General features: G+C 55.0%; 11 protein-coding genes. 1 reads left to right on the forward strand and 10 read right to left on the reverse strand.

Features of this window, described 5'->3' with window-relative positions:
• Positions 1-16: 16 nt before the first annotated feature.
• The 7 genes from NSS64_RS17855 to NSS64_RS17885 form a co-directional block, all read right to left on the reverse strand.
• Complete coding sequence (locus NSS64_RS17855; protein ID WP_341140998.1) at positions 17-1339, reverse strand: ABC transporter substrate-binding protein; 1323 nt, start codon at positions 1337-1339, stop codon at positions 17-19.
• Between the two features lie 44 nt (positions 1340-1383).
• Positions 1384-3165, reverse strand: coding sequence for a family 43 glycosylhydrolase (locus tag NSS64_RS17860; RefSeq protein WP_341140999.1), 1782 nt, complete (start codon positions 3163-3165; stop codon positions 1384-1386).
• Between the two features lie 20 nt (positions 3166-3185).
• Positions 3186-4019, reverse strand: coding sequence for a carbohydrate ABC transporter permease (locus NSS64_RS17865; protein ID WP_340942049.1), 834 nt, complete (start codon positions 4017-4019; stop codon positions 3186-3188).
• Positions 4020-4913, reverse strand: a complete 894-nt coding sequence (locus tag NSS64_RS17870) for a carbohydrate ABC transporter permease (protein ID WP_341141000.1) — start codon at positions 4911-4913, stop codon at positions 4020-4022.
• A gap of 92 nt (positions 4914-5005) precedes the next feature.
• On the reverse strand, positions 5006-6307 hold the full coding sequence (locus tag NSS64_RS17875; RefSeq protein ID WP_341141001.1) for an ABC transporter substrate-binding protein: 1302 nt from the start codon (positions 6305-6307) through the stop codon (positions 5006-5008).
• A gap of 129 nt (positions 6308-6436) precedes the next feature.
• On the reverse strand, positions 6437-7423 hold the full coding sequence (locus NSS64_RS17880; RefSeq protein ID WP_341141002.1) for a phosphotransferase enzyme family protein: 987 nt from the start codon (positions 7421-7423) through the stop codon (positions 6437-6439).
• Positions 7424-7908: 485 nt separating this feature from the next.
• Complete coding sequence (locus NSS64_RS17885; RefSeq protein ID WP_209991123.1) at positions 7909-8184, reverse strand: CD3324 family protein; 276 nt, start codon at positions 8182-8184, stop codon at positions 7909-7911.
• Between the two features lie 454 nt (positions 8185-8638).
• Here NSS64_RS17885 and NSS64_RS17890 point away from each other — a divergent pair, with 454 nt between their 5' ends.
• Positions 8639-9232 carry an ankyrin repeat domain-containing protein gene (locus NSS64_RS17890; protein WP_341142837.1) on the forward strand — a complete coding sequence of 198 codons (594 nt, stop codon included), beginning with the start codon at positions 8639-8641 and terminating at the stop codon, positions 9230-9232.
• A 135-nt stretch (positions 9233-9367) separates the two neighbouring features.
• On the opposite strand, the gene NSS64_RS17895 is transcribed toward NSS64_RS17890, so the two are convergent.
• The 3 genes from NSS64_RS17895 to NSS64_RS17905 all read right to left on the reverse strand — a co-directional run bounded on the left by NSS64_RS17895 (position 9368) and on the right by NSS64_RS17905 (position 13726).
• The gene (locus NSS64_RS17895) at positions 9368-11401 is read right to left on the reverse strand and encodes a methyl-accepting chemotaxis protein (protein ID WP_341141003.1); all 2034 of its coding nucleotides are present in this window, start codon (positions 11399-11401) and stop codon (positions 9368-9370) included.
• A 257-nt stretch (positions 11402-11658) separates the two neighbouring features.
• Complete coding sequence (locus NSS64_RS17900) at positions 11659-12693, reverse strand: bile acid:sodium symporter family protein (protein WP_341141004.1); 1035 nt, start codon at positions 12691-12693, stop codon at positions 11659-11661.
• A 79-nt stretch (positions 12694-12772) separates the two neighbouring features.
• Complete coding sequence (locus tag NSS64_RS17905; protein WP_340942061.1) at positions 12773-13726, reverse strand: radical SAM protein; 954 nt, start codon at positions 13724-13726, stop codon at positions 12773-12775.
• Positions 13727-13854 lie beyond the last annotated feature (128 nt).

Genomic DNA, 13854 nt, shown 5'->3' on the forward strand with positions numbered 1-13854 from the left:
CTTTGCTCCCGCAGCGTTATTTCTTTAGCTGAAGGTTAATGCTGTCCACCGCCCGCGCAAGCGCCTGCTGCGGAGTCTGTTCCTTGTAGATCATCTTCTCGAACTGGCGGATAATCTCTTCATTAATACTCCATTGCTTCACATTTCTCGGCCAATAGGCTACGGAGCTCGCGGCGGCGGCATAGTCGCTGCGGAATTTCAGCGCCGTATAAGCTTCGCTCTGGACGACCTTGAGAGAGCTTGGCACATGCCCGGCTTCCGCCCACATCACCCCATGCTCCACCGCCCAGCGGGCGAAGATCATCGCCGCTCTGCGTTTCTCCGCGCTCAGCCCGCTTTTGGCCGGAACAGCCAGCGTATGCGAATCCCCCCAGACCCCCGGATGATCATAGATGACCGGAACCGGCACGACGCCCAGCTCCAGCTGCTCATCCTTCTCGAATGCACCGGTGCCCCACACCCCCGTAATCAGGGTAGCCGCCTCACCGTCATAGAACAGCTTGAAGGCATCGTTGATATGCGGCGGAATCAGCTTCTGCTGATACAGGCTGTTCACGAACTCCAGCGCCTGAAGAGAATGCTTATTGTTGAAGACCGCCTGCGTCCCCTCGGAATTGTAAAAGGCACCGCCGCCCTGCATCTGATTGTACAGGCTCCACCACAGCCACACCGAATCGATCCGTGTGCTGGGCAGGGCCAGCGGCGCAACTCCGGGCGGAGCGGCATCCTTCAGCTTCTGCAGGAAAGCGGTGAACCCCTGCTCCCCCCGCCCGATCAGCGGTTTGTCCGCGGCATCCAGCAATCCCGCCTCCCGCAGATACTTCTTGTTGTAATAGAGCACCAGGGTATGCGTATCCAGCGGGACGGCATAATGGGCACCGGCGTAGACGGTAGACCCGGCAATTTTGGCATTGAACTGCTCCCAGTCCAGCCCGGCATCCGCAGCGAGCCCGTCCAGAGATTCGATATAGCCGTTCTGCACGAACTGCGGCAGGTTGGTGGCATGGATAATCGCCAGATCCGGCGCATTGCCGGACAGAATGGCTGTACGCAGCCGGGAATAATAATCATCCAGCCGGGAGTTAATCTGATCCACCCGGATCTCCTGATGCTCGGCATTGAACTGCTCCACCAGCTCAGTCATGAATATGTTGTCTCCTCCGCTGAACGGCGTCCAGTACTCCAGCGTTACCGGCGGAGCGGCAGGCGGCACCGGCTCCTCCTTCTGCCCTGCGCCGCAGCCGCTCAGCACCAGAGCCAGAAGCAGCACCGGCTGCCATAATGAGAGCGCAACCAATTTATAACGCTCTGCGAATCGCCAGCGTTCCGAATCTCTCATCTGATCAAGCCCCCGTCTTACTTGCAAGCTATGAATCTAGCGCTTCATTCACTCTTCTGCCATATATCCATATAATCTATACCGAAGCTGCCCTGACTGTCAAAAAGAATGATTTCATTCGCGCCGCTCTGCAATGTCAGCTCCAGCTCCAGAAAGGCGGCCTCGTTACGCCCCTGCGTCTTGAGGGGATATCCGGCCTTCCGGCCGCCGTTCACGGACACCTCCAGCTTCGCATCCGGGGAAGCATTCATGACCGCTACTATGGCGGTGTAGGTTCCGCCGCGCGGCACACGAAGGTTGCCGAAGTGCAGTGACGCCCCGCCGGCATTCAAGCTGGCTGCGGCTCCGCCCGAGGCATACGGATGATCCTCCGCCGCCGCTTCCCCCATCAACGCTTGGGCTTCCGCCTCATAACGCGGAATTTCGATTGCGCTCAGCTTAGCGGAGGTTCCCGCAGCCAGCTCCAGCGATACCGTATTCTCCCCTGCTGCAAAGGGCAGGAGCAGATAGGCGTAGCCGGTCTGTCCTTCGGCGGATGGCGGAAGCTGAAGGGGCATCGGCTGCCCGCCGTTCACCGATATTGCGGCCTCCACCGCTGCTTCACCCGGATTCACATAATGCACCAGCAGCGGGGTATCGCTGTCCACTGCGGACGGCAGAGAGGGGAATTCCAGCCGCTTCCCGTTCTGCACAGCGTGCTCCGCCAGGAATAAGCCCATTCCCGCAGGCACATGAAGCGCCGCGCTCAAGGGCTGCGGCTTGCCGAAGAGCGGCAGGCCGTCCTTGTCCCAGCTAACGCGCTGTGCCCGCGCCTTGCGGTTGTTCCAGCCGTCCTCCGCCCCTGCCGTGGCATGATAGATGATCCACTGCTCGCTCCCGTCAGGCGATACGGTGAAGGAATTATGCCCTGGTCCGTATACTCCGGCGGCTTCATCCATGGTCAGCAGCGGCAGCTCCGCCTTGGTCCAGCTTGCCGTCTCCAGCGGGTCTGAGCCCGGCTTCAGGGCCAGCAGCCCCAGACTGTAATACGGCGTCCAACTGCCCGCCCCGGAATAGACGATGAAGACACGGCCGTCATGATAAAGTATGGACTGGCCCTCATTAATATACGGCGGGCCTCCAGCCTGCTCCCACGCAAGCAGCGGCTCACTGAGCAGTACTCTCGGCCCGCTGATCGTCAGCGGATCACTCATCGGGGCAATATAGGTGTTCTGCGCAGCGTTCATATCCCCTTCCCAGCCGGACCAGACGAAATACAGCGCGTCGTCCACTTCCATCGCCAGCCCGTCGATGGCCCACTTGTTGGTGTTGTCGGTTACCTGCCCCTTGAACGTATAGCCGCCCAGCGGATCACCGCTGTCGCCCTGGAGCACATACATCCGGTGATTCTCGTTATGTCCATCATCTGCGGCGAAATAGATGTACCACTGGCCCCGGATATATTGCAGCTCGGGAGCCCAGAGATTCGCCGAATATGCGGTCTCCGCCGGCGGGTACCAGACTACCTTCCGCTCAGCCTGCCGGAAGTCCAACGTTCGTGACTTCATCACCATAATATCCGTTCCGTTATGGGTGAAGGTCATGTAATAATATCCATCCTTGTAGATAACACTCGGATCAGGCGTATCGATCTCAGCCAGCGTATTCTTGAATGTCCCGCCGTGGCCCTTGTAGACCTCTTGCCCTCCGTCCTGATTCTGCTGCAGCAACAGATAAGCACCTCCCGCCAGAATAAGTAACAGTACTGCCGCAAGGGAGTAGATTCGTTTACGTGATCTCTCACCTCCTACCCATGCCTTCCGGGGTCCCGCTGAACTCTTTTCCATCTGCATCCTCCCGTCATCTGCTATTTCACACCCGAGCTGGTAATCGCCTTCACGAACGACTTCTGGCCGATAATGAAGATAATCAGCACCGGGAGCGCGGCAATGGTGGTCATAGCCATTAATTTGCCGTAGCTCTGGGTATAGCTTCCGGTAGCCATTATCGCAATTCCTGCGGTGATCGTCCGCATCTCCGGTGAGGTAGTCGCATAGAGCGGCCACACAAAGTCATTATAGATCCCCATGAAGGTGAAAATGCCCAGCGTCATCATGATCGACACCGCCGACGGCAGCAGAATCCGGGCGTACAGGTTCCATTTGTTTACCCCGTCGATGCGGGCCGCCTCTTCAATCTCTTTGGGGAAGGAGACAAAGAACTGGTACAGCAGGAACACCCCGAACGCCCCGGCGGTAGCGGGCAGAATCAGCGCCTGGTAGGTGTTGATCAGCCCCAGGGTATTGAATTCGATATACATCGGCAGGAACGTCAGCACGCCGGGAATCATCAGCGAGGCGATGAACATTGCCAGCAGCGTACGGCGCAGCGGCAGATCCGGCAGCCGGGCCAAGGCGAAGGCCGCCATGGAATCAATCAGCAGCACGATCGCCGTTCCCGCGATCCCAACGGACAGGGAGTTGATAATCCAGCGCAGAATCGGTGTATTCATCAGCTCGCCGCTCAGCCCCTGGATGAAATTATCAAGCGTAGGCTTCTGAGGCAGGAAGTTCATCCGTCCAGAGAGGGCTTCGAAGTCATTCTTGAAGGCTGTGGACAGCATCCACACCAGCGGCAGCAGCACGAACAGGGCAATTAGAATGGCCAGCAGCAGCAGGCCCGTTCTTTTGATTTTTCCCATTTAGACCTTCTCCTTCCGGTTCGTAAGACGGAACTGCACGATGGATATGATCATAATCAGCAGCGCCATCATAATCGCCATCGCCGAAGCGGAGCCGATATCCTTGCGCGCGAATGCCTGGTCCAGTACATTAATCAGCAGCACCCTGGTCGTATCTCCCGGCCCGCCGCGCGTCAGCAGAAACGGCTGTGCATACACATTGAAGGACGCGATGGTCGAGGTGATCAGCACGAACAGCATCACCGGCCGGATCGACGGCAGCGTAATGGACACGAACCGGTTCCAGGCCCCTGCTCCATCAATGGAAGCCGCTTCATAATAATCCTCAGGCACCTCATTGAGCGCATTCACAAAAATAATCATATTGAAGCCGATCGTCCACCAGAGCGTCGTGAGGACCAGCGCAATCCAGACCCACGGTGTAGCGGTCAGCCATGGAATCCCGCTCAGCCCCAGCTTCTGCAGCAGACTGTTGATGAATCCGGCATTCGTATCGAACATCATCAGCCAGATGACAGCCATCACGGAAGCCGACATCGCATAAGGCAGGAAATAGAAGGTACGGAACAGCCCGCGCAGCTTCCGCGGGAGCGCATTCACCAGCAGCGCCATCCCTAAGCCCGCAACGATCAGCAGCGGAACGGAATACAGGACGAACTGGAGGGTGGTCCACAGGCCGCTGAAGAAGAGGCTGTTCTCATACGTTCCCGGCGTAAGAATTGTAATATAATTGCGCAGTCCAACAAAGGGATGTTCGGCTGACAGCAATTCAAAGTCCTGCAGACTGATCACCAAGCCGTACAGAATCGGAAAGAGCAGAAACAGGCCGAAGGCTGCAAGATAGGGCAGGATGAACAGGAATGAGGTTAACCGTGAAGTCCATGTGCTATTCAAAAGGATTCCTCCATTTCTTCGTACAGGGTAAAGCGGGGAGCGTATCACCGCCCCCCGCCCCGTTCTGCCGAAATGCTCCGCTTCACCTGAGGCTACTTCATCGCCTGACGGGATTTGGCTACCGCATCATCCATCGCCTGCTGCGGTGATTTTTTGCCGAGAATCGCATTGCTCAGCTCTCCCCATACCGGTTCAATGATGGTGCCCCAGTTCAGGACATTCGGTGCAAATTGTACGGACGGGAAGCTCTTGGATACGGTGCTCTGGAATTCCATCGCCTGGAATTCCGCACTGTCCATCACCGTCTTGGAGGCTACCGCCTGGCCCGATTCCGCCCAGTCCAGGGAATTGCCGGAGACATATTTCAGGAAGTCGCCGATGCCGGCCAGCGCGCTGCTGTCGGTCACTGCCTTCGGAACCACGAAGCCGTGTGAGCCTCCGTATATCGCCTGCTTCGCCTTGCCGATCTGCGGCATGACGGCTACGCCGTAATTCAGCCCGGCTTCATCGAACTGTGATTTCATCCACGGCCCGTTGAATTGAATCGCGTTCTTGCCTTGCAGGAACAGGGTATTCTCGCCGTCCTGCTGCACATTGGCCGGGGAGATGCCCTTGTCTACCATATCACGCAGCCACTGTACCATCTCTACCGCTTCAGGAGAATTATAGGCTACATCCGTGCCGTTCCAGAGCTCTCCGCCGTTCTGCCAGACGAGCGACGGGAAGATGAACTGCTGCGGCCAGAGGGTAGGCACGACATAGCCGTAGACCCCTTTGGCTTTATCCGTCAGCTTCAGTACGGCCGCATCGAATTCAGCCCGGTTGGTTGGCGGTGCGGTGACTCCCGCTTGCTCAAACAGATCCTTGTTGTAATACATCACGACCGGGTGAATATCGAGTGGAATCGTGTACAGCTTGCTGTCGATGGTGGCGTACTTCACCGGGGCTTCGGCAAAATCAGCCGGATTAATGCCCGCTGCCGCTGCCAGCTCATCCACAGGCTGCAGCTGATCCTTGCTCTGGTAGGTCGGCACCTGATCGACATGCATAATCATCAGGTCCGGCCGCTCCTTCCCCGTGCTGAGCGCCACATCCAGCTGCTTGTAATACTCGCCGTTGGGCTGAATGACGAATTTCACTTTGTATTGATCCTGGGAGCTGTTGTATTTATCGACGATTTTCTTCATGAACGGTCCGTCCGAGCCGGAGAAGGGAGACCAGAACAGGAGCTCTGTCTTCTTGCCGCTGCCGCTGCCCCCGTCCGCGCCCTGTGTGGCCTCTCCGCCGTTCGCGCCGTTATTCTTCGCATTGTTGCCGCCGCAAGCGGTTACAACCAATGCCAGCGACATGACCATCAGTAATAGTGATGCTCCCTTTTGCATGGATCGCTTCATCTGTATACTCCCCTTTGATCGGTGATTCAAAGCTGACTGCTCTTTGATATCTTTATGTTACCGCCGCAGGGGGGGGGCAATAAATGTCCTCAGGCTAGGTTCAATGGACATATTTACAGATTGCACAATTCATCCTACTTGGGCAGGTTCAATTCTCTTGAACAAAAAACGGGAGCCTGCCAAGTACTCTTTAAGATAGGCTAAAGCATACGGCTGCTCTTCCCGCAAGCCGGGGAGTTCGTCCGGATTAGAGATGTGGTGGCTGTAATTCCCGATCATGATTTTGACAAAGAAGCATTCCAGCTTCCGTTCATAATCCGGCTCCAGCGCACGGACGCTGCTATAGCCTCGAATCAGGCTCCTGCGCTGCTCCGTGGACAGCTCCAGCAGAGCAGCGGCCAGATCATGGAGGTAGAAGCCGTAGCCGCAGAGGCCGAAATCAATCGCCCGGGGCTGGCCCTCAGCAAACACCACATTCCCGCCGTGCAAATCACCGTGGATCAGGCCATAGCTGCCGGGGTCCGGCGTCATAGCATCGAGTTCACCAAGGATTCTTATAGCAGCCGCCTGATAGAGCGCCCATGAAGCTTGTGACACCATAGCCGTATGATACTTCTCCAGCTTGTCCCATTCCTTGCGGAAGCTGTCCGCTCCCCAAGCCGGACGGGTGAACTCTGCTGAGGGTACAAACTGTTCGCCCGCTTCATGCATCCCGGCCAGCATAACGCCTACAGCGTATAGCTGCTCATCCGGCAGACTAGACTCTGCATGCTCCCCTTCCACCCAGCGCATCAGGGTGACATAGTTAAGCTGCTCTCCACCGCCAGCTTCACTTCGAGTCTCCAGGATATAACTGCCGCTTGAATGAGGCAGCCCTACGGGAACTACCAGCTCTGTTGCCCCACTGAGATGTCTGAGCCACTCCAGCTCCGACAGAATTTCTGCCCGGCTGCACCGTTCGCCATGAATCCGCAGCAGCAGCTTGCCCGCTGTTTCCGTCTCTATCTTGAAGGTGACGCTATCGGATTGTCCAATATATTCAATCTTCGTCCAATCTAATTCGTACGCCTTAAGCGCCCGCAGTACTATATCCCTTGCTGCTGTTTCTAGTTTCATCTTCCTGCCTCCCTCATATGGATGTCTGCATTCATTATAGGGTTGGCGGTGGCGGCGGACATAGATAATAGACAGGTATAACCTGACTTTTGCACAAAAAGAAAAGGCTGCTCCAAAAGTCACGACGCGACTTCTTGGGACAGCCCTCAGTGTTACGGTTGGATCAGGTTGAGATACTTGTGTGCCTTGCGTAGGCGCTTGTGTGGACGCATGTGTACAAACGCATGTGTTTGAACGCTGCGATTGTATTTTCTGCAATAGATTATGATTTAATCGGTCTAAAAACTCATTCTGCTGTATTTCATACACTAGATTTCTGCAAATATGCTCCAAAAGGCCGCCAACGCAAAATTCTACTGTACAGAGTGCAGCAGATGCTATTTTTCGGGAGGTTTTGGAGGAATCTAGTGTATATAGTGCAATCGAAGCCAGCTCGTGGCTGAATCTCACAAGCAGAAATGGCTGCGTCACACGGCCTTAGACCTCTACCCTCTCTGCTTGCTTCCATATACAATCTTCTTGATGCTGTCGCCCGACAGGCAGAATTGTTCCGCCAGCTCGGTTACGCTCAATCCGCTGGCATAATGCTCACGAATGGACTGGTTCCGGGCGCTCAGATAGGATCTGCCGCCTGAATTCTCCCCCCACCGCTTGCGCTGTCCCTCGGGCTTCGGGATATAGAGCATCCCGCCCTGCATATATTTCTGAACCTCCTGCAGCAGCTGCTGCGGTAATACCAGATCTGCATTTACATATTTCATTGCTCGCTCCGCTCCTCTTAAGTTATTTCAACTTATCAAGGCAGCAGAGTCTATCGGACTGACGTTCACAGGTGAAGCATTACATTATTACAGCGGAGTATAGCTGTCCGCTCTGCACATTAACCGCTGTGTGTGGGTCCGTAGACTCTGCGCAGAGCTGAGCATTAATCTGCTCATGAAGTGTCCTCCTTCCAGTATTATACTTACATATAGCATACCGGAAACCCCGGCTTCAGCGCAAATGTTGTTTACCCGCGGCTTTTGACATTTCATCATAGATTTGTCCATAATACAAACAAGGTCGAATCTGACAGGGGGATAAGCAATGGTCAGGTTGCATCTACTATCTCTGCTGTTGGCGGCAGTGCTGGTGGTGTCTGCAGGATGCAGCGGAAGTGCCGGACTGATGAAGGAGAACGCTGATGACAACCAACTGCAGGAGGAGGTTATAAACGTGAATAACCAATTAATCGGAGCGGCAGAGCAAGGGGATACCGCTAAGGTGTTACCGCTGCTGGAGGCCGGAGCGGATATACAGGCGCAGGACGAAAGCGGCAGAACGGCGGTTGTCGCCGCGACCTATGGCAATCATGCCGAGACGGTCGAGGCGCTTATTGCCCAAGGTGCCGATATCAACATCCGTGATCGTATGCTTAACAATGTGCTGCTGTATGCCGGAGCATCCGGATATCTGGACATCGTGAAAATGGCGATTGAGGCGGGAGCGGATACGACGCTGACCAACCGCTATGGCGGGACCGCACTGATCCCTGCCGCAGATCGGGGGCATGTCGAGGTCGTCAAATATCTACTGGAGCATTCGGATATAGACATCGACCATATCAACAATCTGGGCTGGACCGCGCTGCTGGAAGCCGTCATCCTCGGCGACGGCAGGGAGCGGCATCAGACAATTGTTAAGCTACTGCTGACACACGGAGCCGATCCAGCCATAGCCGACCGCGAGGGCATCATGCCGCTGGCCCATGCCCGGTCGCAGGGCTATACAGAAATGGCCGCTATGCTGGAGACGGCAAGCCGCTCATAAACAACTGGAATCAAAAAAAGGACCCCGCCAGCGTCCGGCGGGGTCAAAAGTTATATTAAAGGGGGGTATGTGAGTACTATACCCCCTCAAGCTTAAAAACAGATGAAGCCCAGGTAAAGATCTGCTGAAACCCGCTCAGATTTTGAATTTCTCAACCAGCTGCTGCATTTCCTTAGCGCTCTGTGTATTCTCGTCAGCCATGGTGGCTTCATGGAAGGTCTTCTCCACAATGTCCGCCGTCTTCTCGGCGATATCCTGCACCCCGATGGCCCCCTCGTTCACGGTAGCTGCCACTTCATTGACGGCGATGGCGATGCTGGAGACGGTCTCGTTCAGATGATCGGCCGCTTCCTCGAACTGGTTCATCAGCCCGTTAATCGTGGAAGCATCCTCATTATACTGCTGGCTGACCTCGGTCAGGCGCTCATAATCGCCCAGCACATTGCGGTCGATGAAGCTCAGTACGGCCTCGGAATGCCGGGTCATCTGCTCCACGGAGGCATAGACATTTTTGACCACCTCTTGAATGCCTGACGCCGTCTCGGAGGACTTTTCCGCGAGCTTGCGGATCTCCCCGGCTACTACGGCGAAGCCCCGGCCCGCCTCGCCTGCCCGCGCGGCTTCAATCGCCGCATTCAGCGCCAGAAGGTTGGTCTGGCTTGTAATGGAGAGGATCGTATCGGCCAATATATTGATCTCGTGGATCGCTCCTGATTGCTCAATAGCCTGCTGCATCTCACTGCGGACCGTGCTGTAAATCTGCTTCGCATTCTCTGTGGATGTCACTGCATCATGCTGAAGCTCCAGGGCCCGCTGCGTAATCAGGCCTGATACATCCGCGCCTTCTTTTACCTTAGCACTGATCATTCTGACATTGCTCAGGGTCTCGTGAATAGCCGCCGTCATCTCCTCGGTAGAAGCCGCTGTCTCCTCCATCCCAGCGGACAGCTCCTCTGTCGTGGCTGAATTATCATGCGCATTCTCTCTGACCTCGTTCGACAGCTTCTCCAGCGTCTCGGCATTGTCCAGCACCTTGGAGGAGATCGCAATCAGACTGCCCGCCATTTCACGCAGCGCCGCGCGGGTGCTGAACATGGCCTTGGCAATGGTTCCTGTCTCGTCTGTATTCTTAGTCAAATATTCATATTGATGATCATACTTGAGATCAAGCTCTGCCGTGCGGTTCACCAGCTCCGTGAGCTTGATGATTGGCAAGGAGATCCGGGTTGCCACCGTAGTCCCGGTCAGCAGTGTGAGCAGCAGGCTTCCCAGGCCCAGCAGCAGAATGAAGTTCGTCATTTCGCTCACCGGCTGCAGCACCTCGTCCACATCTCCGGTCAGCACCAGGGTCCACTTCGTCTCGGGGAGCACGGTGAAGGCCGCTTTTTTCTTGGCCCCGTTGAAAGTGTATTCGACATTCCCGTCCGGTACCGTCTGCCCCGCCTTCACCTGCTCGACCACGGCTTTGATGGATTCGTTCTCCACCAGTGAACCTATCTTCTTCTCGTCGGGGTGATACAGCGTATTCCCCGTTTCATCCACCAGGTAGGCATAAGAGGAAGGTGCACCCGCCACCTTGGCATCGGCCAGATTGGTCACCAGACTGTCCGCCCGGACTGCCGAAGCGACGAACCCGATCATCTTCTCCCCGCTTGTCACCGGATGGACAAAAGCCACAATATATGCCCCTGTTGACTTGGACTTCAGCGTCTCGCTGATTACAGGCATCCCGGTCTTCAAAACATTCTTCGTATAATTTCTATCGCTGAAGTTGGCGCCGACCAGCTTGGTATCGCTATCCGCCACCGCCGTTCCCTTCAGATCAACCACGAACATATGCTCCAGGTTGCCTGCATCCTTCACCAGCCTCTGAAGCTTCACATTCACTTGATTCTGCAGGGGATTCCCGCCGCTCCATCCGTTATTACCAGCCTGCGTCAACAGCTGCACAATCTCGCTGTCCCCGGCAACCAGCTGCATACTCCGCTTCTCTTTATCAATCATGGCGGCAATGGTCTGCGCTTTATTGGTGCCCACCTGTTCCATGGAAGATTCGGTCAGATTCATGATGGTGCCTGTGGATTTGGTATACGTAAAAATCCCCATTAATGCTGTAGAAATAAGTGTAACGACAATCATCATAACCGATAGCTTCATACGAATCTTCATGCTCTTCTACTTCCTTCCGCCCTTTTCTTATCCACTCGCTTCTAATCAGCCAAAATGCTAACTTTATTACAATAATTATCGGATTTTCCTCGAAAATAATGAATATTCCTTGTAGTATTTTCAGAAATATTATCGTTTTTTGTCGAATGGTAGTATGAAATATACATTTCATTCCAAACACTGCAAAACCCGCTCTTCCCTGCCGCCGCAGACTACGGCATGAACAGGAAAAGCGGGTTCATATACACAGACAGGTTCTATTTAGTGAGCGTGCTACGAATGTCGGATGAAGCTGGGGCTGCCAGCCGGTCGGCCAGCAGCTCAGCCTGCTGCCGCCGTCTCACCCTGCTGCGGATGAACATGCCGGAGCAGGCAGCCAGAATCTGCTGGAACAGCATACCGGAGATCACGGGCAGCGCTACGGCGGGCGGGAAATAGCGCACAGCTAACACTGCACCTGCACTGAGATTACGCATACCGGAATTGAACTGTACGGCCACAGAGCTCTCATGATCATAGTGCAGGCGGCGCGAGACGAATGCTCCAATAACGTAGCCGAGGGCAACCGTAACGAAGGTCACCGCGATAATCAGCACGAGCTTGCCGTCCGGATGCTTCAGATACCGGGCAATGCTGGCCCCATTGATCGAGACCACGGTGAACAAGCCCACCTTGACAAACGGGGCCAGCGGCGGGCCGCAGACCGTGCTGATCTTGCCTTTGCTGAATTGATTCAGCAGCATTCCCGCTACGGAGGGCAGCACCACCATCCAGAGCAGACCCCGCATCATCTCACCGGCATCCATCTGGACGCTTGCGCCCATCAGCACATATAGGGTAGCGGGTACAATCAACGGCGATAACAACGTATCGATCAGAATCAGGGCCAGCGTAAGCGCAATATTCCCGCCATGCATGGATACCCAGACTACACTGACCACCCCGGTTGGAATCGCAAACAGCAGCACATACCCTGTAACCGTATAAGGATCGCCCGGGAAAAACAGCATCGCGGCCAGCCAGCCGATCAGCGGCATTACCACATGCAGGATCACCAGCAAAAGAATCAGCTTCTGCGGCTTGACCAGCACGGCAAGCAGATCCCGGAAATTGGATTTCAGACTGCCGATCAGCGTCATACCCGCAAAAATCCAGGGCACCAGCCACGTTAACGGAAGCAGGGACGCCTCATTGAGCACGCCAACTACGATGGCTGCGGGTGTTAGCAGCGGCATGATCCGCTCCAGCACCGTATTGGAAGATACTAATCCGCGTCTTACTGCACCAAGCATGTATTTCATCCCCCTATGTGAACTATGCCATTATACTCTGCTGCACTGACTGTCTCTGCTGCAAGGTCCGGTAAGGGAGCTATACTCCTTGCGGGAACAAGGCGTCCAGCGCCGGGCAAGGCCGTTTCTCCAGATAGTCCGACAGCGGTGCCGGCATATTGCTGTATAAATCCTTCAGTGATGTTCCGTTATAGATATTGCCGATAATGACCGGGTGGCACAGCTCGGAGATCAGAATGTCGCCGTTGCCGTGCAGATGAAGCTGCTTCATGCCTTCAATGCAATGCGGGAAGTAGACGCCCGGCTGCTCCCCGAAGCCCATCGCGTCCATGAACCGGTCCATACAGGTGAAGTAGAGAGTGGTATCCTCCGGCTTCTGCGCAATCAGCTCATTGACGGCATTCTTCAACTGCTCGCGGGCGGCAATCGCCTTCCAGCCGGTATGTCCCATGATAATACTGTTCTGGATTTCATGCGTTCTTACGCCCATCGAATAGACATGCTCACTGATTTCCTGCATATGATCCTGTGTTTCATTGAACAGCAGGGTCTCCAGCACCACATTGACATTGGTTTTGGCGAACATGGTGATGTTCTCTCTGATTTTGTGATAGACACTCGGATGAATATTATAATAACGCGAGAAGCCTTCAGCCGTGGTGAAATTAAAAGAAATATGAATCGTCGTCAGACCTGCGTCCACCAGCTGCCCGATCCGCTGCTCATTCAGCAGACTGCCGTTCGAGTTCAACTGGGTCTGAATGCCGCGCGAAGAGCAGTATGCCACAATCTCCACGCAATCCTGAAACTTCAGCGTAACCTCTCCGCCCGACAGGCGCACCCGCTTGAGATTAGGCAGCTCCTCCAGAATGCGGATGACCTCCTTGCCGTCAAGGGTCTGGCCGTCATTTCTATTATAAGCGCAGCAATAGTCGCAGCGGAAATTACAGTTCGAGGTCACTCCGACCTCCAGCCCTTCCAGCTCGTAAGTCATCGGCTTATCCAGTTCCAGCGCTTTATATTTCGTACTCATCTTCTATAGTCCTCCTTGGATGCTGATTATTCCTGTTCAAAGGTCAACTATAGAATTATACAGGTTAGCCCGCGAGGTTAATGTGACATTTAATATGTGCAAAAAGACTGCCGTATGGGTATAGGCTC

The sequence above is a fragment of the Paenibacillus sp. FSL H8-0122 genome, assembly GCF_038005345.1.
GTDB lineage: Bacteria > Bacillota > Bacilli > Paenibacillales > Paenibacillaceae > Paenibacillus_AQ.